Raw genomic sequence first — 20,007 nt, 5'->3', positions numbered from 1 at the left:
ATTTTCGTCTGCCCGCCGTACCCACGCATCAGGGGCGCACGCGGGTGCCTGGCTGATGATGCGATCCGTGCGGCGAGCCGGATGACCAGGCGCTCGACGTCGGGTGCTTTGGTTGCGGGCCCTGGCCCTGGCCCTGGCCTGGGGCGGTGCTGGGCGCCGGGCCAGGGGCCGCGTCAGTTGTTGACGCGGTCCATGAAGGCTTCGGGGTAGCGCGGGCCGGCGGCGGCGCCGGGCGGCATGGCTGTCTCCAGGGCGGCGAGCTGGTCGGCGTCGAGGCGGAGGTCGGCTGCGGCGGCGTTCTCCTCCAGGTAGGTGATGCGCTTGGTGCCGGGGATGGGGACGATGTCCTCGCCCTGGTGGAGCAGCCAGGCCAGGGCGAGCTGGGTGGGGGTGTGGTCGGCTTCGGCGGCCAGGGTGCGGACCCGCTCGGCCAGTTTCAGGTTGCTCTGCAGGTTCTCGCCCTGGAAGCGGGGGTCGAAGCGGCGGTAGTCGTCGGGGGCCATGGTGGCGGTGTCGGTGATCTTGCCGGAGAGGAATCCGCGGCCTACGGGCGAGTAGGGGACTACGGTGATGCCCAGTTCGCGGGCGGTGGGCAGGATCTCGGCCTCGAGTCCGCGCTCCCACAGCGAGTACTCGCTCTGGAGGGCGGTGATCGGGTGCACGGCGTGGGCCCGGCGCAGGGTGTCGGCGTTCACCTCGGACAGTCCGATGTGGCGGATCTTGCCGGCTGCGATGAGCTCGGCCAGGGCGCCGACGGTGTCCTCGATCGGTACGGCGGGGTTGCGGCGGTGCAGGTAGTACAGGTCGATGTGGTCGAGGCCCAGTCGCTGCAGTGAGGCGTCGACGGCCTGCCGCGCGTATTCGGGGGTGGAGTCGACGGTGAAGGTGGTCCTGTCGGCGCTGGCCCGGGATCCGAACTTGGTGGCCACGACGGCGTCGTCGCGGCGCCGTCCTGCCAGAGCGCGGCCCAGAAGGCGTTCGTTGTGGCCGGCTCCGTAGACGTCGGCGGTGTCGAGGAGGTTCACGCCGATGTCGAGTGCGTGGTGGATGGTGGCAATGGACTGGCTGTCGTCGGTGGCTCCGTAGAACTCGGACATGCCCATCAGGCCCAGGCCTACGCCGGACACTGAGGGGCCGCCGGTGCCGAGGGTGCGCTGCTTCATGTGATGTCTCCTGGTTCGGTGGTGATGAGAGAAACTTATTCTGCATAATCATTATTGTCAATCGTTGTAGGTCGCTATAACTTAATCTAGGGTGGGGCGCATGACGCTCACCCCTGACCCGCTGACCTCTGAGGTGACCAAGCTCTTCGCAACGATCACCGACCGGTACACCCGCGAATACGAGTCCGCGGCTGCCCACCACGGCCTCACCCCGCAGCAGGTCAAGGTGCTCATCGCCCTGAAAGGCGCCGCTCTGCCCATGCGGCGCATCGCCGAGCGCCTCGGCGCCGAGCCCTCCAACCTCACCGGCATCGTGGACAAGCTCCAGATCCGTGGCCTGCTCGAGCGCCAGCCCGACCCCGGCGACCGGCGTGTCAAACTCCTGGCGATCACGGACGCCGGCAAGGAGATGGCCGAGGATCTGGTCGACCGCCTCCGCTTCGCCCGCGACCCGCTCGCGGCCCTCGACGAGAGCCAGCGACGCGACCTCCGCGACCTGCTCCAGCTCATGGCCGGCGCCCACTGAGGCTGAACGCGTGATGTCGCTGGGCTGCTCAGATGGGTCTGACGGTCAGGCCGGTCTCGGCGAGGCAGCCGTCTACGAGCTCGCTGCGGTGCTGGATGTGCCGTAGGCCGCATCGGATGCGCTAGGGCAGGTGTCCGGGGGTGCTGAACGCGACACCGGGAAGCCGGCCGCGTCGCAGCAGTGACCTCCCGGTAGTCGTGCCAGGAGAGGCTTTTGCGGCCGTCGCGCCGCCGTCGTCCCGGCGTGGCGGGGGACCGGCGGCCGGGCGTGTAGCAGGTCAGCGCGGCAATGGAGATCCGTCTGCGGGAGCGGCCGCGGACCCGCACCACCGGGGTCCGGCGGCGCTGTGGCCGGGTTCGTGCTCACGGCGGCGCCGGGGGTGTGCAGGTCGACTTCACCCGGGTTGAGTGCCGCCTCAGGGAGGTCGCAATGGAGGTGCCGGCCCGGGCGTTCTCGTCCACCGCCAGCCCGGCACCGCCGCACCGGGGAGGCTGGCGGCTTCATGCAGCGCGGTGACTTCCGCGCGGTGAACTGTGACGGCGCGAGGCGCCTCTGTGTTCTTCGTCAAGCGTGGTTGGCAGCTGTTGCAGGGGTTCGAACTTCTCTGGGGCATGAGAGTGTCTGGTCGTGCCAGAGATGACGAGTGGGTTGGTGGAGGCCTTGGTTGAGGCGTCGTCTCCTTCGTGGACGCGACGTGTTCGTGCCGGGCGTGACCTTGCTTCCTTCGCTGATGTTCCTGAGGCTTCGGAAACGCTGGTGGGACTGCTGCTGGACGTCGGGGACACGGCGGTGACCCGGCAGACAGCAGAGGCCCTGGTACGGGTAGGGACGGTGGCCGCCATCAGGCTTATTGCCCTCGCGGTTGCCGAGGCTGACGACTGCCAAGCCGACTGGCTGCAGACCGGGGTGCATGACGCGCTTGTGGGGCTGGGCGGTGTATCAGAGGTCGCAGCGGCCTGCGGGAAGCTCGCCCGGGATCCGGAAGAAGCCGTCCGTCGGGGAGCCGCGGATATCTCGGCATGGGCAGGAGTCACAAGGTGAGCACTTGAGCGGCTGGTCCAGGTACAGGCCGACACCGCCGGCTTCGTGGTCCTGCGTCGATGGGCTGAGATCCTGGAGCGCTGCCTTCCGTGCCGCGCTCAACGGCCGCTGGCACCGCAAGGCCCGCCGGCCGGCGCCTTCCGGTGCCCGGACTGCGCGCGCCTACCGGCATCGCGCTGCGGCCGCCGGTCTGGCTCTCCTCGGCTCCCTGCTGAGCCGAGCTGTCTCGTTCTCGTTCTCGTGTGAGTGGCTGGTCGGTCCGGTGTCAGCGACGTGGGCGTCTCGCGTCGGCAGGGGACCCGTGAGACCACGGAGCCCCGGGCTCGGCCCGCTCAGGCCAGCAGGACGTCCTCGCCCGCCGTCACGGGGACGACTTGCCTGGCCGACGGAGCCTCAGCCTTCACCGGCGTTCCGAAGTCCGACAGCGTCATTGTCGTCATGGCCTTCATCCCGCCGAAGTAGGAAAGCCGGGCTTGGACGGCGCGCCCCTTCCCGTCGACCCACACGTCCGCGTAGACGGGCATGTCGTCGCCCAGTTTCTCGCGCAGGTCGTCCAGCCCCTGTCTCGTCTCCGTCGTCATCCGGAGCGTCGCGGTGGCGTGGTCGATCGTGCCCCGGTAGTGGACCGCAGGGGCGTCGTTCACCTGCTCCTCGCCCTCGTTCGACACCTGCCGCATTGCCTTCATCTGACGGAGCAGGTGCTCGGGGTCGTTCAGCGGAGCCCGCAGGAAATAGCGGGTCAGGGCCTCGCTCCGGACAGCCGAGGCCCACTTGCCCTCGTCGACCGCCCGCGAGCCCCGCACATAGACGGTGTCGCCGACGAAGACCTCCTCGACGGGGTCCATGCCGCTGCCCTCGAGCTCCACCGTGAGCCGCCCCCTGTCGCCCGCCAGGTCGAAGGCACCGGCGATCGCGAACACGTACGTCGTGGGGCTGTCGGCGGACCGCAGTTCGATCTTCTCGTCCACGCGGGCGCTGTCCGCGCTCGTCCTCTCGATCGCGGCGCGCACGGCCGCCCCGTGATCCACGGCCTTCTTCGCCCTCGCCCCCGAGTCACGGTCCGGACCGCCGGAACAGGCGGTGCAGAGCAGGAGGACAGCGGCGGAGAGGAGGCGGGCGTGGCGCATGGGCTCTCCGAGGAGTCGTTACTGCGGCAGGATGGAGCCCGAGGGGGCCCGTAGATCTTCTCACGGAACCGGTGACGGGCCCGGGGGATTTCGGCCTCGACGCATTGGTCCCTGCGGCTCCTGACGTCACATCGGGTGCGATGGGTGCTCTCCCGGACGGAGGCGGGCCGTCAGCCGTCAGCCGGGATCGAGTTCGTACACCTTCCCCAGCACATGGGCGCCTTCAGGCTCCGTGCCCGCCAGGCTGAGGGTTGCCTCCCACTCAACCCGACGGCTGTCGCGCATGAACCAGCAGGTGGGTGAGCTCCCGGCTCCGCATCCCGGTGCCCAGCACCAGGCCGCCCATCGCCGAGTTCCGGCCCGGGAACCGGCCGCGGGCGATCCGGCACGGGCTTGCGCCCCGGATACCGGAACCGCCGTTGCTTGCACGGGAGCAGCGGACCGATCCGCTCCCACAGCTCGTCCGACACGATCCATGGTGAAGCCCCCATGTGATCAGAATGCTCAGCCCGCCCTGCGGACACCACAGCTAGGGCCAAGGCACCTTACTGCGTTGGCCGTTGTTAGCCGGAATGCGACATCACCCGTGAAGGGCAAGGGTGCAGTCGCAGATCTGCCAGCCACGTCTGGGTGAGACCTGCTGGACTGATCGCGAAACGCGCTGCCTTACACAGGACGGAACGCCATGCCGGCAACCACCACAGCCTCAGTCAACGGCAAACCCTTACTCCCTCGGTCCCCGCTGATGGGGTGGCTGGCCGTGGTCTCGGTGATGCTGGGAATCTTCACCATCGTCACCACAGAGATCCTGCCGATCGGTCTTCTGACCTCGATCGGATCCAGTTTCACCGTCTCGGACGGGATGGCCGGACTGGTGATGACCGTGCCGGGCTTTCTGGCGGCGATCGCCGCTCCACTGGTCACCGTGGCCACGGCACGCTTCGACCGTCGGCTGATGCTATGCATCTTCATGCTCTTGCTGGCACTGGCGAACTTTCTTGCCGCCGCGGCACCCGACTACTGGCTCGTGCTGACCTCCCGGATCATGGTCGGGATCACGATCGGCGGCTTCTGGTCGATCGGAGCCGGGCTGGCGGAACGACTGGTGCCGCCGGCGTCGGTCGGCAGGGCAACTGCTGTGATCTTCTCTGCCGTCCCGCTGGGATCCGTCCTCGGCGTGCCGGCGGGCACCCTCATCGGAGATCTCGCTGGATGGCGAACGGCCTTCACCGTCATGGGAGCTCTGACGGTCGGCGTACTGGTCATGCTGCTCTTGTTCGTCCCGCCGCTTCCTCCGGTCCAGGCCACACGGCTGGGCGTCCTCAAAGGCATGCTCCGCAGCGTCGACACTCGCTTCGCACTCCTGCTGACGTTCCTTGTCGTGCTGGCTCACTTCGGCGCCTACACCTATGTGACACCATTCTTGGAACAGGTCACCCACGCCAGCGGTGGTCTGATCACTACATTCCTGCTGCTCTATGGTGCCGCCGGCATCCTCGGCAACTTCCTGGGCGGCGCCTGGGTGGCCCGGTATCCGCGGAGCGTCTTCGGGCTCGCGGCCGCCCTGATCGCCGCGGTGACCCTCCTGCTTCCAGCGTTGGGCCGCTGGGAGACCGGCGCAGTGATGCTGCTGATCGTGTGGGGCATCGCGTATGGCGCCGTACCAGTCGCGTCGCAGACCTGGTTCGCCAAGGCGGCGCCGCACGCCCCGGAAGCGGCATCGGTCCTGTTCACTGCTTCTTTTCAGGCAACGATCTCGATTGGTGCACTCGTAGGGGGAGTCACCCTGGACCGCACCTCTCCGTCCGCGGTCATGCTGCTAGGCGGTTGCACCGCAGTGCTTATGGTCCTGGCGATAGGGGCACGCCTCGTCGGGCCGGACTGCAACGAGCGGTCCTGAACACACAGAGATTCGCCCACAGATGCTTCTGCCGAACACCTAGCTCATGGCCGTCGACCTGGCTGCCGCTCGGTCAGCCACTTACCACTCGGCTCATTGTGTCAGCCGTTGTACATGCCGGATTTCTGCAGTGGGCGGTCACCGCCCGCGATCGATTTACCCGGCGTCCAAGAGCGCGGGCGCGCGGATTCAGTGCCTGGTCGAGCAGCCCAAGGGCACGAAGGCCGTAGCCCCGACGCTGCGTATCTCCGAGCGCACCGTCGTACGGTACGCGAAGGACCAGACCAGCAAGCCCCGTCCGGACCTCGCCGCCCGGCTGGAGGCCGAGGCCAAGAAGCGGTGGCAGCCGCAGATCCAGGCGAAGGCCATGGCGGAGGCGGCGAGCACCGGCGGCTCGTCGTCGACACTCGGGCCCAGCTCGGCTACGTCGTGCCGATCGGGTCGACGGATGAGGAACGGGTCCGGCGCCTGACCGCCGCCCTCCCGCCGCCCGCCTCTTCAAGGCCCAGGAGCAGAGCGCCGGCGATCAGGAGCTGCGGGAGATCGCCGCCGAAGCGCTCAGGGAGGTGTACGTCCAGGACGGCGGCCGCCGCAGGCCAGCTGCCTGGTGGAGGCGGTTCGCGGACGTGGAGCACCTGGAGACCGAGCTGTAGAAGTCGCACTCCGAACAGGCAGCGAGCCCGGATGTGACTGAGTGCCACAGTTGGCCATTCAGCGCTTGAGTTGGTCACCGCGATGCTCAGTGGGAACGGTGGGCTGCGACGCGTCAGCACCGCGGCGGCGGGATTTCGGTCGTCGGGCGGGGCTGTCGGTGATCTGTAGGCGATGTGTCGGGGGCCGCTGGAACCGTGGGTGCCGAGCCGCTCTGCCGGGCGGCCGCAGCCGCCTTCGACAGCAAGGGAGCCCCGCCGCCATGTCGTCCACGCCCTCCACCCCGCCCTGGGACGTACGACGGCTCCCGCGTGCCGACGGCAGCGTCTTCCTGGTCACCGGCGGGAACGCCGGCATCGGGTACTTCGTTGCGGAGCAGTTGTCCGCGACCGGGGCCACCGTCGTCCTGGGCAGCAGGAACCCCGCGAAGGCCGAAGCCGCCACAGCCTCGATCCGCTCGCGCGTCCCCGGTGCGCGGGTGCGGGCCGTACGGCTGGACCTCGCCGATCTCCCGTCGCTCAGAACGGCGGTGGAATCCTTAGATGTGGAACACCTCGACGCGGTGGTCCACAACGCCGGCGTCGCACTCGACGACTCGCCCCGCCGGGAGACCGGGGACGGTCATGAGCTCATGTTCGGCACGAACCACCTCGGGCACTTCGCGCTGACTCACTGGCTGCTGCCCCTGCTGTCGGCCGCACCGGCGGCCCGCGTCGTGACCATGGGCAGCTTCGCGGCGAAGTCCGAGCGGCACGACCTCGACGATCTGCAGTCCCGCAAGGACTACCAGTCCAAGCGCACCTACGGACGCTCCAAGCTGGCGCAGATGTACTTCGGCCTCGAACTCGACCGCCGCCTGCGCGCCGTCGACAGCACGATCGCAAGCGTGGTGGTCCATCCCGGAGGCGCGTTGGACTCCCTGACCCCGTCACGGCCGCCAGTCCATGTGAGGACTGCTGGTGCGCGGATCTGCGGGGCACCAGCCGCCCTCATCGTCCAGGGCAAGCACGCCGGAGCATGGCCTGCGGTCCGAGCGGTGCTCGACCCGACCGTACGCGGAGGACAGCTGTGGGGACCGCGCGTCTTCAGCCTGCGCGGCAAGCCCCAACGTGAGCCGGTGTGGAACCACCTCGCCGACACCTCCGTCGCGGCGCGGTTGTGGGACGCAAGCTGCGACCTGACCGGAGTCGACCTCGGCGCCATCCCTGGACAGCCCCAGACGCGGGCTGGCTGACAAGCATGCTCAGGGTGGCCAACTGCGGCGCTCAGTCACACCGGACCGATGGGTTGAGGCTCGATCGCGATCCGGGACCGCGATCAATCGGCGAAGCCGCCACTCGCCAGGAGCAGGCCGACGGCGAGCGCCAGGGGCGAGAGCAGGCTTGCCCGAGCAGAAGGCCGGAGGCGGGCTCGCGCTTGCGTACCTGTCCCGGGCAAGCCTCTGCCGACGGCACGGGCACGCCCAAGACGCCCCTGGGCAAGCCTGCGTTGTCGGTGGCGGCTGAGAGGCTGAGAGGCTGAGAGGCTGAGGGGCTGGGACGCATGGACGGGGACAGGGAGGGACGAGGGGTCTGCTGCGCGGCCGGGTCTACGGACGGGGGACCACGACGATCCCCGGCCCGGTCGCATGCCCGGCCCCCGAACTGGTCGGCGGCCCACTTGACGGCCTGCAGAGCCTGCGGCGCAGGGCGTGATCGCCGCCCATTGCCCACCGGTCCGCCCGCGTAGGAGCCACTCGCCCATGACCCGTGCCACGCACCCGCGCTGCGGCCGGTACGACCAGCACCATAGGCTCGTCACCGTCACCGTCGCCGAGCGCCGATGGGGGAGGGGATGGCATGACGAGCGTCAGGGGCCATCAGAGGCCACTGGAGCGAGGACGCAGCCTGCCGGGGCGCCGATCCGGAGGTGCTGTTCGCCGAGAGCGCGCAGCAGACCCGGGCCAAAGAGGTCTGCACAGCGTGCCCCGTGCGCACCGAGTGCCTCGCCGAAGCCCTCGACAGCCGAGTCGAGTTCGGCGTGTGGGGCGGCATGACCGAACGCGAGCGGAGAGCGCTGCTGCGCCGCCGACCCAGTGTGGTGTCCTGGCGAGAGGTGCTGGAGAGCGCCCGCCGCGAGCAGGAACAGCCCCGCGCCAGCTGATCGGCCCACCCTAGAACACAGGTCAGAGCCCTTCCCGCGGGTTAGTTGAGTACGTTCCCCATGCAGCGAGTGCGGTTCAGCAGTACGAGCATGGCTCCGCCGTCTTGGTACGGGGAGTCGAGGACGACGACAGCGGTTCTCCGCTGAACGGCGACTGGCTGAGCTGCCTGATGACCGGCTCCCTCGGCCTGACCGCCCCGGCAGGGTGGCGACATCGCCAATGGCAGACTGCGGGAGAAATGGCGGGCCTCTCCGGCCAGCCTGACCCTTATGATCTCTGTGGCCGGCCCACGTCTCGTGTCTGCAACGGGACCACGAGGCCAGCAGGCCAGTTCGCGCGCGATCTGCGCGCCACGGGAGGGAAATACACATGACCACCATTGCGGTCCAGCAGCAGCGACGGCACCAGGAGGCGAAGGCGACCGTAGCCGCAGCCGATCCGCAGCCGCAGTACAGGGGACTCTTCTTGGAGCCGCACTACGACGTCGACGCGTTCCCGCAGTCGGATGCGGAGATCGATGAACTGGACGCTGGCGAGTTCGAGAGCCTGGGCTAGCCCCCCGGCGGCCTTGCCGCACACGGCCGTGAGCGGCACGTCGGGACTCGCTGGAGGACGTCGCGGCTCATCGGTGCGACGCGCGCTGGCCTGCTGCCGAGGTCGTTGGTGCGGCGCTGACTCTTCCGTACTGATTGATCCGTGAGCATGACGTTGCATTCGCTGTCCAGTTCGGATGCTCGGGCGGGCCTCGATGCCGCGCGAGCAGCCGACCGTGAATCGATCAGAGCTCTGAGTCATGGATGACGCGCCTCTAATGCTCGGCCATGAGAGCGCGTCGAGCAGCGGCCAGGAATACGAACCCCTGTTGCGTCCTTGCAGCTTCCGCAGCCCTGAACTCCTCCTCGCAGGAGTCCAGGTCTACGTTGTCCCCGGAGCGCACACACTCGTACCAGGACGTTCCTGCGCGGTCCATGCGCCACATGGCCTCACGGAGCGATTGGACCGCTTCAGCCATCTCGTTAGGGCCAGCTATGCAGACCGCGTCCGCCGTCTTGGTGAACGCCACCCACACGTGTTGCGCTTCCTGCGCATATTGCTGACACAGCTCAGCGGGCCTGTCGTCGGACAGAATGCAGTTGGCCAATTTCCACCAGGCGGCAGTCATATGCTTAGACGTCTCGACGCAGACGAGATACGCTTCGCGGCGGCTCTGCTCCAGCCGGTGTTCGCGGTCAATCGTCTGTTGCCGCCGTTGTTGGGCGTTCTGGCTGAGAAATGCGATGAAGCCGCTTCCCAGGCCCCCGATCACGCCGACGGCGGCTCCAACGACCCCTGCCAGCCCTGCGTCCATCACGCCACCGTAGCGACTTAGGCACAGATGGGGTTTGAGAAATCAAGCCACACTCGACACCCCTGGGCCGGCTGCCTTACGAACGGCTCGCTCAACCCGACCCAGAACGTAGGACGGTATTGGTGTGTTCCCGGCGGGTTTCGAGGTAGGCCAGTCCCGCCATGACAACCCTTTGGGCGTGTTCGGGCAGGCTCTCGTACGCGCGAGTCATCGTGGCGCCATCCGGGAGCGGGCCGTCCGCCAGCCAGACCGAGAAGGGCGCGGGAATCAGTGCGGTGACCGAGTCGGCGTCCTCGATCAGGCCCCAGGCGCGGCTGGCGATGACCGACTCCCGGGGGTTCAGTCCGTCGAGCAGAGCGGGCTCCCAGCGGAAGGTCCGGATCGCCAGCAGCGCCGCGAGCATGAGTGGACGTTCCGCGAACTCCGTCGCCAGCGTCTCCTGGGCCTCGGCGTGGCCGTAGGCGGATACGGCCGCGCCGATGATCTCCATCGCGTAGATCTTGCCGATGCGCTGCCTGGCGTCTTCCGCAGCCGTGTCCATCAGGGCTCCGGGATGAACGGGGGCTCGGTGCCGTCGGCTCCGCGCCACAGATAACGGGTGAGGCGTTCGCCTTCGGCGCGTTCGCCCGTGGTGCTGGTCGGCAGCGGCCAGCGCAGCGAACGGTACAGCTCGGCGCGGTGCAGGTCGAAGCAGGTCTCGACCAAGTCGGCGAAACGGGACACCCGGACCGGCAGCCACATGAGGAACGCGGCGGCACAGACCAGTAGCCCGGCGGGTGCCGCCCACCAGGCCCAGGGCGTCCAGAAGCTGGCCACACCTGTGGCTCCTGCTGCCGGAGACCGCGCGCGAGGAACTCACCCAAGCCTCAAGAGGCGTACAGGGCAGCGTGACGGCAGGCCTGTGGGGCCTGCTGTTCCTGACCGGGAACGAAATGGGCGCTGCCGTTCGCCGCTGCCGAAGCGCGCGAAGCCGTCGTCCGCCACCCGGAGCCGGGATCTCGCCAACGCGTGATCTCGAGAGCGTGTCCGCGCCTCCCCGCCGTGGCTCTTCTGCCCCTCGTGTGACTTGCCGATCGACCGCTTACCGCTGTTGCCTTCTCTGGCCAAATCCCATGCCCTGTACAGGAGTGGTCTCGTCGATCAGGGTTTCGGGCGAGTGTGCGTGGCAAAGTACTTCGACTATGGGCTTACCGCCGGTCGCTGGTCATCCTGCTGTCGCTGTCTTCCGTGAGCCCCGAGGCGGGCGGCCCGTCCCCGTGCTGGGCTCACGGGTCGATGCCGAGGGGAAGCGCACTGCGCGCGTGCTGGCCGGGGTGGCGGCGTATGACAGACCTGTCGAGCGGGCCCTCGCGCTGCGGCAGGCCGCCGCAGCTGCCGGTGGGTTGGTGGTCTCGCTGTCGGATCTGACTCCGGCCGTGGCCGGTGAAGAACTGCCGGCGGAGTCGACCAGCCAGTCCTACTTTCGGGTCCGTGAGGGAGAGCTGTCGGATCAGCAGGCCGCCCTGCACGGTGTCCTGGTCGTCCACCGCGGTCTGGAGGATCTGTGTGATGCGCCGCTGTCGGGCGCCGACCTGGCACTGGAGGCGGCCGGGATGCGTCAGGCGGTGCTCGACCTCACCGGCGCAGCGCCGGGAGCCGACCGTGACTTCGCCGCGCCGGTGGCCGTCTCCGAGCGCAGTGCGGATGCGCCGCTGGAAAGCGTGTGGAGCGCTCGGTGGCTCATCGGTCACCAGGTCCATGTCCTGTTCAACGTCTGCGCCGCGGTCGCCGTAGCAGACGCCGCCGACCATCTGCGGCGCGGCGACGGCGATGCCGCGCTGCGGCGACTGGCAGATGCGACGGTGTATGTGCGCGGGTTCCCTGCGGCCATGGCTCACGCCAGTACGGTTCCGGCCGACTACTACATGGCGGCGATACGCCAGACCATGGCGCCTCCGTCGGTGGACATCCCGTTGAGCGGGCGCCAGCACCGCGGATACAAGCTGTTCCGTACGGCGATGAGGGATCTGCTGGCCGTGGTTCCCGAATCCTACGAGCAGTTGGCGGCTCGCGCCCCGGAGCTGGCCGAGGCGCGGGGCGCTCTCCTGGAAGCCGACATCGTCGATAGTGAACGGCACGTCACCCTCGCGTACTCGATGGTGCATCTGGACCGTTCGATCGCTCAGAGGTCCGACGGCCCCGACAACGCCGTCGCCGAACTACGGCATATGCGCCATCGCCGCGCAGCCCAGTACGCCTCCCTGATCCGCTTCGGGGACCACTACATCGCCGATGCCGTTGCCGAGCTGCGCCACTCGTGAGTCCACGGCTTGGCCGCCCGCATCCCCGGCAGGGAGACTCTGATGCCCGAGACGACGCCCGACGTCACCCCAAGCACCGCCGTCGCCCGCCGGAGCCTGGATCCGGCCGACGCCGACGCGTGCGAGCGGCTGGCCCGCGCCCTGTGCACCGGCGAGCCCGATCAGGTCGACAGCCCCGAGTGGGTGGCACGAGCCCGGGATGCCTGGGAGGAACTCCCGTTACTGCTGCGCCGCGAGGCACGCCGGTTCAAAAGGCATTCCGGCCCGCACGGCACTCTGGTGATCGGCGGCCTGCCCGTCGGCCAGGCGGCCCTGCCCGCGACGCCGACCGTGCCGGGCTCGGTCCAGCGCCAGGCCACCATCTCGGCCGCAGTGCTCACCATGGTGGCCTGCGGGCTCGGGGAGCCGCTCGCCTACCGGGCTGAGAAGTCCGGCGCCCTCGTGCAGGACGTCGTGCCCGTGCCCGGGCAGGAGACCTTCCACGGCAACGCCGGATCGGCGCCGCTGTCCTTCCACACCGAGAACGGCTTCCACCCCCACCCACCCGACTATGTGATCTTCCTGTGCCTGCGCGCCGACCACGACCAGATCGCCGGCATGCGCGTCGCCGGCATCCGCCAAGCGCTGCCGCTTCTCACCCCAGCCAGCCGCCAGGCCCTGTTCGCACCGGAGTTCATCACCACACCCCCACCCTCCTTCGGCTCCGACGCTGCCGCGAGCGAGCCCGACGTCGAGCCCCGACCGGTGCTGGCGGGAGCGGCCGAGGATCCCGACATACGGATGGCCCAACTCGTCACCTCCCCGCTCACCCCTCGGGCCACCGCGGCGCTGACCGAATTCGGCCGCGCCTGCGAGGCGATCGCCCGCACCCTGCGCCTGACTCCCGGCGACCTGGTCGTCATCGACAACCGCGTCACCGTCCATGGCCGCACCGCCTTCCACCCCCGTTACGACGGAGCAGACCGCTGGCTGCAACGCATCTACGTCACCACCGACCTGCGCCGCTCCCGCGACCACCGCCCCCACGACGGCCACATGCTCGTCAGGTGACCGGCGTCCAGTCCCACGGGTAGGTGTTCGCGGCCGGCTCCCGCTCCGACCGGATCGACACCGCCCCCAACTACTGCCGGGGACGGGCCCACCGGCTCCTGGCCTCCGCCGTGGCCGAACACTCTCAGCTGGGCGTCGCGACGAAGGTGGGCTTCCCCACCTCCGGTCAACGCGGGCTGGCTTCCGCACCCCCGGTCAACGCGCGGACGCCCCACGCCGCCGGCGTCGTCGAGACCCCAAAGGTCCGGCACAGCATCGCTCCCGGCCTCGTCCGCCGGCAGACGGCCCGCGGCCACGCCGAACTGGGCCGGGCAATCGAAACGCACTGGCCGGACATGCTCAGCGTTGCCGGATCAGTCATGACGAATCAGGATGGGCGGATCGACAAGACCATGCACTTGCTCGCCGTGGTCGACCCGGTCGATGACACCTACCGCCGGCTGACCCGGATTCCTGCGATCAAAGAGCCGCTGACAGGTCCGCGTTGTGGACCGGCCCGCCGCCTCGGCCGCCTGGAGAGTAAGCCCGCGTGGGGAGTGTCGTGGCACGGGAGCGGGCGGGCGCCGTCGGCTTGCGTCGAAGTCCACCGGGCTTCCCCGGGGGACCACGGGCCCGTGTCAGGCCGCGGCCTCTTGGGGGACTTGGCGGCTCCGGGCGGTGGCCAGGTCCGCCGCCCGCCGGACCGAGTCGGCGGAGGCGGCCAGCAGCGGCAGCCGGACGGCCGGGCTGGGGATGCGGCCCTGGGCGTGCAACACCCCCTTGATCACAGTCGGGTTCGGCTCGGCGAAGAGCGCGGCGGACAGCCGGGCCAGCTCGGCTCCCAGCCTGCGGGCCGGTCCGGCGGCGTCGCGCTGCCACAGCGAGATCAGCTCTGCGTAGTCAGCGGTGCGGACATTGGCCGACGCCAGGATGCCGCCGCGGGCGCCCGCGGCGAGCAGCGGCGAGATGACGGCGTCGTCGCCGCCGAGCACCGTGAAGCCCGGTGCCGACGAGCCGAGCAGTTCCATCGCGGCTGCGTCGATCGCGCCGGTCGCGTACTTGACCCCGACGACCTCCGGTAGGCGCCCGAGGGCGTTCAGCGTGCTGGTGCTGAGGGGCTGACCGGTGCGGTACGGGATGTCGTAGACGACCAGCGGCAGACCCCCGTGCTCGGCGAGTGCCGTGAAGTGCGCCAGCGTTCCCGCCTCGCCGGGCCGGGTGTAGGGCGGCGTGGGAACCAGCGCTGCGGCGACGCCGCCGCTGTGAGCGAGCTCCCGCAGGGTCGTGACGGCGGCGGCGGTGTCGTTGGCGCCGACGCCGACGATCAGCGGAGCTCCGTGTGCCTGGCAGGCGGCCGAGCAGATGCGGACCACGGCTCGCTTCTCATCGGCGGTCAGTGTGGCCGCCTCTGCGGTGGTGCCCAGGGCGACGAGTCCGTGAGCGCCGGCCGACAGTGCTTCGTCGGCGAGGCAGGCGAGCGCGTCCGGGGCGAGGCGCAGGTCGTCGGTGAACGGAGTCACCAAGGGGACGAACAGGCCGGTGAGGTTTGCTTCGGGCTTCATGCGCCCAGCCTGACCGACACCAACCCAGTAGTTCCAGTTCATGTTTCTTCGCCTATGCGTAAGCTCGCCTTATGCTCGATGTCCGACGTCTCCACCTGCTGCGCGAACTGGACCGACGCGGCACCATCGCGGCCGTGGCCCAGGCGCTGACCTTCACTGCCTCGGCCGTCTCCCAGCAGCTGGGCGTGCTCGAGCGCGAGGCGGGCGTGCCCCTGCTGGAACGAAGCGGCAGACGCGTGGTGCTCACGCCTGCAGGCCGCGCCCTCGTCGCCCACGCCGACGCCGTTCTCGAACGCCTCGAACTGGCGGTCTCCGAGCTGGCCGGTGCACGCGAGGGCATCGGCGGGCCGCTGCGGATCGGGACGTTCCCCTCTGGCGGCCCCGCGATCGTGCCCACCACGCTGGCCGAACTAGCCCTGCGACATCCCGCGCTGGAGCCGATGGTGCAGGAGATCGACTCGGCGCGAGTCTCCGACTGCCTGCGCGCCGGCGAACTCGACGTGGCCCTCGTCCACGACTACGACTTCGTTCCCGCGTCACCGGACACCACGGTCGATCAGGTGCCCCTGTTGGAGGAGCCGATGTACCTGGCCACGGGCGGCGCCACCGACAGCGCTCCCGCTACCGGCCCCTCCGCCCGCGGCGACACGCTGGCGGAGCTGCTCGGACCGTGGGCCGCCTCCCCATGGATCACGGCCCGGGACGGGACGACCGGCCACGCGATGGCCGTACGCGCCTGTCAGGCGGCCGGATTCCAGCCGCGCATCCGCCATCAGGTCAACGACTTCCGTACGGTCCTGGCACTGGCCGCGATCGGGCAAGGCACCGGATTCGTACCGGAGATGGCCACCGCACACGCCCCCGAGGGCGTGGTCCTGACCCGGCTGCCCCTCTTCCGTCGCTCGAAGGTCGCCTTCCGTGCGGGCGGCGGTACGCACCCGGCGATCGCAGCCTTCGTGGCGGCGGCACGGACAGCAGTGGGCGCCAGGGGCGGTACCTCCTAGTCAGGGACTCATGTTCCTGCGGCCGAGGCGTGGGGCGACCGCGCGCCAGGCGCTCGTCGTCTCCCCGGCCCCGGCAGGGGCCACCCCTCACCACCCTGCTCGGGGTCAAGAGCATCAAGAAGGCATGCTTCGACGATCTGAAGTGTCGGGGGAACCTGGAGGGAAGGAGAGCGAGTCCTTTGGCCGCACAGAGCAACGGCAGTGGGACCAGCCCGCCGTCTGGTGAGCACGAGCAGGGCTTGTTGTCCACCGCCGCGCTCCCGGGCGAAGGCGCCGTCACTGACGACGGCGCTCTGGCGGAAGCCGTCGACGTCCTTCTCAAAGGCGATCAGATCCGGTGTGCTGTGGCCGGAGAAGCGCACGACGTGCGGGCGGAACCGAGGCGGCGCGTCCGGGAACACCTCAGCTGTCGCGGCCGGATGGACGTCCAGCTCGACCAGATCCCGATGCGTTGCACTCCGCACGGCCGCACGGATCCTCTGCTGCTCCCGTCCCATCCGCAGGCCACTGTCCGTGGCGTCGACCAGCCCAGGTAGAGCCGGTCGTCGTGGTCCCGCAGTCCGTGTCGGTCGAAGTCGCGGAGGAAACTCTCGTCCGTCCTCGACCCGGGGCGGAGTCCTGCCCGGTCTCCCGCGTCCGAGGCCCCCGGAACCGGCCTTGGCCCAGACGTCGGGCGCGGCCGGGTCAGCGCGAGTCAGGTTCCTGCCGCGGCTGGGGCGCGTACGCACCGAGATAGTCGGCGCCGCTCGGCGCGGGCGCCTGCGGCTGCTGGGGAGCGTACGGCCCGAGGAAGTCGGCGCCGCTGGCCCCGCCGCTCGGCGGGGCGGCGAGGGGCGGCGCGACCCTCGCGGCGCGGCGCGCCGAGACCTTGCGTGTCAGCGAACGGATCCAGCCCCCGACGACGATGAGGACGAGCAGGCACAGCAGCGGAATCTCCAGCCAGTCCGGCAGGAAGCTGATCAGCCCCTCGAATATCTGCCGTCCGACCCCGGCCTGCGGCTGCCCCATGTCCATGTGAATTCCCCCGCTGTCGTAATCAACGCAGAGATCTTAGCGCGAGCGCAGACGTCCGGTGCGGGTTGCCCAGCCCTGTCAGGGGCGCGGGCAACTGCTCGACCAGCCGAAGCCCCGGCAGCCGCCCGACCACGCGTCCCGCTGAACGCTCGCGGGCTCCCGATCGAGACACTGCTGAAGCTGCTGTACCTCAAGCACCGCTACCACCTCGGCTATAGGACGTTGTCCCGTGATTGACCCAGCCCCGGGGCGCAGCCGACTCGCTGTGCCCCGGCCCCGGCGGTGGGGGAGTGGCACCGCGCTGGCGGGGCCGGCGGTGGCATAACCGCATGCGGCAGGTCAGTTGCACCCTGAGAATGGCGCCCATGGCCCACCGAATCGAAGCGCCCAGTCCCGACGATGCTGCGTCCCTGGGCGGTTTGCAGCTCACGGCCTGGCTCCAGACCTACCCCAACGCAGACGCCGGCATCGACGAGGCGTGGATCCGCGCACAGCGAGGGTCCGCTGTCACCACCGAGGGCGTTGCGCAGTGGCGAGAGTTCATTGACGAGGTCGCACGCCGCCCTGAACGGCTCTTCTGCCGTTTCGTCCGATCAGGGGCTGAGATCACTGGTGTCCTCTGTGGCCGCCGGGACGAATCAGTGACCCTCGGACCGATGTATCTGCTGAACGAAGCCCAAGGCCAGGGCATCGGCGGTCAGCTGATGGGCGAGTTCTTCCTATGGGCGGACGGTGCTCCCATGCACCTGTGGGTGACTGAGTACAACGGGAGGGCGATCCGGTTCTACGAGCGCCACGGATTCCAGCTCACGGGTGAGCGTGAGCTGTGGCGAGACAGGTTGCCCAACGTGCGTATGGCGCGCGATCTCGTGCAGCAACCTGGGACCGCACGAGACGCGGGCGATGCGCAGGGTGATCGACCGCAGAACTCGAGCCAGAACCCCACGGAGTGAACGAAGCGGGGGTTCCTCGGTCTGGGGCGAGCTGTTGGCGTGCACGAGTCCTGGGGCGGACGTTGGCCGGTTCGGGTTAGTCGGCCTCCCCCAGGTAGCTCAGGGCTTGGCGGAAGTCATCCAGGGCGGGCCCGAACTCCCGGGCGGCGGTGTGGAAGGTCGATCGGTCGATCAGGATTCTGGCCAGTGTTCGCGTTCCTTCTGCCGGATTGTGCTGAGTCAGTCGGCGGGCCAGGCTCACTCCGTCGTCGAACAGGGAGCGCATTCGCTCCGCGAACAGATGGGTGTGGTTCACCCAGTAGGCGGCCGAGCGGATGGTCAGGACGCGATGCAGGCGGACCAGTTCGGCCAGGTGTCGGCTCGGATCATCGGTGGCTCGCGGAGCAAGGGTGTCCACCTCTTCGCGGAGGGCATGACGGCTGTCGATGTAGCGCCGCTTGGCGTCGGGCGACCACGGCATGGGCGCCGCACCCGAAGGCGGACGCGGTCCATCGGGCGCGGGCCGATCGCTTTCGGCGCCGGAGAAGGTCAGCAGCACTGCCCAGAACGACTCCTGATAGCCACTCCAGGATTTCCGCTCACCGGTATCGGCCAACTCCGTCATCACGGCGAGTGCCTCTTGCCGCACGAGGGCTGCCTGCTCGCCTCGGCCGTAGGTGTCGAGCATCTGTGCGTACCCGATGAGCGTGTAGAGACGGCAGGCCATCGAGCCCCGGTCGTTCGCGGCTTCGGCCGCTTCCATGCTGACGAGCGTCTCGAACGCGGCGAGTGCTTCGCCGGACCGGCCGGCGTCATGGAGAGCGGCGATCCACTCCAGGAGTGACCAGGCGAGAGCCCCACCCTGGAGCCCGTCGGGCAGGATCGCTGCGACCAACTCGGTCATGGAATCGGCAGCCTCGGCATAGCGGCCCTCCTCGGAGAGTCCGGCAGCCCACTCACACAGCCCTTTGACCACGGGGTCGCCGGACACTTCGGCCTGTGCACGGCCAATGGCGAGCATCTCGGCGCGCATGACGAGTCCTTCGGCGCGTCGACCCAGGCTGTACAGCTCTATCTGGCACGTGTCGAGGGCCTCGTACAGAACATCTGCACGGGCAGGCTCGGCCGGGTCGATGGACCGTGCCGCGGCCACCGCCTCCTCGCGCAGCCCGAGACAGGCAGCATGCTTCTTGCCGGAGTTGCTGTCGTAGCTCAGACGTTGCAGCGCCCTGGCCAAGAGCGGCAGGTACGAGGCGGGGCTGACCTGAGCCAGCACCCGGTAGGCGTCGACTTCCTCGCGCGGCGTGCGGTGTCCCGATGCGAGCAGCACATTCCGCGCTCGAATGATGTCGTCCTGATCGACTTTCCCCGAGTGATTCATGACGGAGATTCTGGGCGCCCTGGACAGGGCCGAACAAGGCTGGTCGCCTGTGCCGTTCCTCCTACGAAATACACCTCTGACCTGTCATGATGGGTGTGACATCACTTTCCCGGGGGTGTATCGGCAATTCCGGCCATCAGTTCTCGCGGAGTTCCCTCCGTGCCACTCTGCCGCGTAGCCCGGACGCATGTCGCTCGACTCCTGGGACCACTGCGGGGCGGTGCTGATGTGGATTCGGAGAAGGGGGAGCTCGCCGCATCCCGGGACTGGGGTGGATCACGCGGGACCGTGCATCGAGTTGTCGTACGTGGACGTGGTGCACGGGCGCCGTCGACGTCCGTGCGGACGAGCGGATCGAGTGGCTCTCGAGTGTCGAATCCGCCAAAGTGCAGTAGTGAGCACTGAAGAGAGCCCCGTCGAACACGAGGACCGGTGGATCCTGAGCCTTCGCGGGATGAGCGTCACCAAGATCAGCTTGGACTTCCGGCTCGTGCTGGTACTCGACTCGGACTGGGAAATCGCACTGGAAGCACCCGCCAACCTCTCGCACGGGACAGTCCACGCCAACCCGTCCGTCCTCCTGAAACCGAAGTCGCAGGACGTCGCAGCGGCCCTCGCACTCTTCGGAGCGAAGGTCCTGTCGGCGGTCGCGTTCAAGTCCGGCACGCTGCGTCTCGTTTTCGACACAGGACACCACCTGAACTGCTCGTCAGATCCGTCCTTCGAAGCGTGGCAGGTCACGAGCCCGGCAGGATGGCGCTTCGTATCGCTGTCTGGAGGCGGCCTCGCCGTCTGGACCCGCTCAGGAGCGAGCGAGTCCTAGCCTTGTGTCCCGTCTCCGATGACCTAGTCCGGGATCGGGGCCCTTGCCTGCGGCGACCAGATC

At 69.1% G+C, this 20,007-nt stretch carries 19 protein-coding genes and 3 pseudogenes; 12 read left to right on the top strand and 10 right to left on the bottom strand.

The features are described 5' to 3' along the window. Window positions 1–173: 173 nt before the first annotated feature. Window positions 174–1,163, bottom strand: coding sequence for an aldo/keto reductase (locus tag AB0M39_RS01725; RefSeq protein ID WP_365358991.1), 990 nt, complete (start codon window positions 1,161–1,163; stop codon window positions 174–176). A 100-nt stretch (window positions 1,164–1,263) separates the two neighbouring features. On the opposite strand from AB0M39_RS01725, the gene AB0M39_RS01720 reads away from it, so the two are divergent. Next, window positions 1,264–1,689 (top strand): MarR family transcriptional regulator, encoded by a 426-nt coding sequence (locus tag AB0M39_RS01720; protein WP_365358989.1) that lies wholly within the window; start codon window positions 1,264–1,266, stop codon window positions 1,687–1,689. A gap of 28 nt (window positions 1,690–1,717) precedes the next feature. Here AB0M39_RS01720 and AB0M39_RS01715 read toward each other — a convergent pair. Continuing rightward, window positions 1,718–2,018, bottom strand: a pseudogene (locus AB0M39_RS01715) (hypothetical protein). Window positions 2,019–2,325: 307 nt separating this feature from the next. On the opposite strand from AB0M39_RS01715, the gene AB0M39_RS01710 reads away from it, so the two are divergent. Continuing rightward, on the top strand, window positions 2,326–2,730 hold the full coding sequence (locus AB0M39_RS01710) for a hypothetical protein (protein ID WP_365359297.1): 405 nt from the start codon (window positions 2,326–2,328) through the stop codon (window positions 2,728–2,730). A gap of 332 nt (window positions 2,731–3,062) precedes the next feature. On the opposite strand, the gene AB0M39_RS01705 is transcribed toward AB0M39_RS01710, so the two are convergent. After that, window positions 3,063–3,857 (bottom strand): hypothetical protein, encoded by a 795-nt coding sequence (locus AB0M39_RS01705; RefSeq protein ID WP_365358987.1) that lies wholly within the window; start codon window positions 3,855–3,857, stop codon window positions 3,063–3,065. A 377-nt stretch (window positions 3,858–4,234) separates the two neighbouring features. Continuing rightward, window positions 4,235–4,353: pseudogene (locus AB0M39_RS01700) on the bottom strand (IS5/IS1182 family transposase); the annotation flags it as partial. A gap of 189 nt (window positions 4,354–4,542) precedes the next feature. Here AB0M39_RS01700 and AB0M39_RS01695 point away from each other — a divergent pair. From AB0M39_RS01695 to AB0M39_RS01675, 5 genes and pseudogenes are all read left to right on the top strand, one after another. Then, window positions 4,543–5,757, top strand: coding sequence for an MFS transporter (locus AB0M39_RS01695; protein ID WP_365358985.1), 1,215 nt, complete (start codon window positions 4,543–4,545; stop codon window positions 5,755–5,757). A 121-nt stretch (window positions 5,758–5,878) separates the two neighbouring features. Next, window positions 5,879–6,410: pseudogene (locus AB0M39_RS01690) on the top strand (XRE family transcriptional regulator). 260 nt (window positions 6,411–6,670) lie between these two features. Further along, on the top strand, window positions 6,671–7,642 hold the full coding sequence (locus AB0M39_RS01685; RefSeq protein WP_365358983.1) for an SDR family NAD(P)-dependent oxidoreductase: 972 nt from the start codon (window positions 6,671–6,673) through the stop codon (window positions 7,640–7,642). A 623-nt stretch (window positions 7,643–8,265) separates the two neighbouring features. Next, entirely contained in the window at window positions 8,266–8,550 is a 285-nt protein-coding gene (locus tag AB0M39_RS01680; protein WP_365359295.1) for a WhiB family transcriptional regulator, read from the top strand. Between the two features lie 370 nt (window positions 8,551–8,920). Then, a complete protein-coding gene (locus AB0M39_RS01675; protein ID WP_365358981.1) occupies window positions 8,921–9,106 on the top strand; it encodes a hypothetical protein in 186 nt (61 codons plus the stop codon). Between the two features lie 253 nt (window positions 9,107–9,359). On the opposite strand, the gene AB0M39_RS01670 is transcribed toward AB0M39_RS01675, so the two are convergent. The 3 genes from AB0M39_RS01670 to AB0M39_RS01660 all read right to left on the bottom strand — a co-directional run bounded on the left by AB0M39_RS01670 (window position 9,360) and on the right by AB0M39_RS01660 (window position 10,715). Further along, window positions 9,360–9,899, bottom strand: coding sequence for a hypothetical protein (locus AB0M39_RS01670; RefSeq protein WP_365358979.1), 540 nt, complete (start codon window positions 9,897–9,899; stop codon window positions 9,360–9,362). 91 nt (window positions 9,900–9,990) lie between these two features. Next, window positions 9,991–10,440, bottom strand: coding sequence for a hypothetical protein (locus AB0M39_RS01665; protein ID WP_365358977.1), 450 nt, complete (start codon window positions 10,438–10,440; stop codon window positions 9,991–9,993). Then, window positions 10,440–10,715 carry a hypothetical protein gene (locus AB0M39_RS01660; RefSeq protein WP_365358975.1) on the bottom strand — a complete coding sequence of 92 codons (276 nt, stop codon included), beginning with the start codon at window positions 10,713–10,715 and terminating at the stop codon, window positions 10,440–10,442. Before AB0M39_RS01660 ends, AB0M39_RS01665 begins: the two co-directional genes overlap by 1 nt. Before the next feature lie 485 nt (window positions 10,716–11,200). Here AB0M39_RS01660 and AB0M39_RS01655 point away from each other — a divergent pair, with 485 nt between their 5' ends. Beyond that, window positions 11,201–12,199 carry a hypothetical protein gene (locus AB0M39_RS01655; RefSeq protein ID WP_365358973.1) on the top strand — a complete coding sequence of 333 codons (999 nt, stop codon included), beginning with the start codon at window positions 11,201–11,203 and terminating at the stop codon, window positions 12,197–12,199. Window positions 12,200–12,241: 42 nt separating this feature from the next. Beyond that, entirely contained in the window at window positions 12,242–13,249 is a 1,008-nt protein-coding gene (locus tag AB0M39_RS01650; protein WP_365358972.1) for a clavaminate synthase family protein, read from the top strand. A 617-nt stretch (window positions 13,250–13,866) separates the two neighbouring features. On the opposite strand, the gene dapA is transcribed toward AB0M39_RS01650, so the two are convergent. Further along, window positions 13,867–14,790 carry a 4-hydroxy-tetrahydrodipicolinate synthase gene (gene dapA / locus AB0M39_RS01645; RefSeq protein WP_365358970.1) on the bottom strand — a complete coding sequence of 308 codons (924 nt, stop codon included), beginning with the start codon at window positions 14,788–14,790 and terminating at the stop codon, window positions 13,867–13,869. A 71-nt stretch (window positions 14,791–14,861) separates the two neighbouring features. Here dapA and AB0M39_RS01640 point away from each other — a divergent pair, with 71 nt between their 5' ends. Further along, the gene (locus tag AB0M39_RS01640) at window positions 14,862–15,794 is read left to right on the top strand and encodes a LysR family transcriptional regulator (protein WP_365358968.1); all 933 of its coding nucleotides are present in this window, start codon (window positions 14,862–14,864) and stop codon (window positions 15,792–15,794) included. A gap of 684 nt (window positions 15,795–16,478) precedes the next feature. Here AB0M39_RS01640 and AB0M39_RS01635 read toward each other — a convergent pair. Continuing rightward, on the bottom strand, window positions 16,479–16,808 hold the full coding sequence (locus AB0M39_RS01635; RefSeq protein WP_365358966.1) for a hypothetical protein: 330 nt from the start codon (window positions 16,806–16,808) through the stop codon (window positions 16,479–16,481). Between the two features lie 365 nt (window positions 16,809–17,173). Here AB0M39_RS01635 and AB0M39_RS01630 point away from each other — a divergent pair, with 365 nt between their 5' ends. Beyond that, window positions 17,174–17,761 (top strand): GNAT family N-acetyltransferase, encoded by a 588-nt coding sequence (locus tag AB0M39_RS01630; RefSeq protein ID WP_365358964.1) that lies wholly within the window; start codon window positions 17,174–17,176, stop codon window positions 17,759–17,761. Between the two features lie 76 nt (window positions 17,762–17,837). On the opposite strand, the gene AB0M39_RS01625 is transcribed toward AB0M39_RS01630, so the two are convergent. Next, the gene (locus AB0M39_RS01625; protein WP_365358962.1) at window positions 17,838–19,121 is read right to left on the bottom strand and encodes a hypothetical protein; all 1,284 of its coding nucleotides are present in this window, start codon (window positions 19,119–19,121) and stop codon (window positions 17,838–17,840) included. A gap of 187 nt (window positions 19,122–19,308) precedes the next feature. On the opposite strand from AB0M39_RS01625, the gene AB0M39_RS01620 reads away from it, so the two are divergent. Then, entirely contained in the window at window positions 19,309–19,944 is a 636-nt protein-coding gene (locus tag AB0M39_RS01620; protein ID WP_365358960.1) for a DUF6188 family protein, read from the top strand. Window positions 19,945–20,007 lie beyond the last annotated feature (63 nt).

It is taken from the genome of Streptomyces sp. NPDC051907 (assembly GCF_040681075.1).
Classification (GTDB): Bacteria; Actinomycetota; Actinomycetes; order Streptomycetales; family Streptomycetaceae; genus Streptomyces.
The sequence above is the reverse complement of the archived record's forward strand: the minus strand, read 5'-3'. Positions and strand labels throughout refer to the sequence as shown.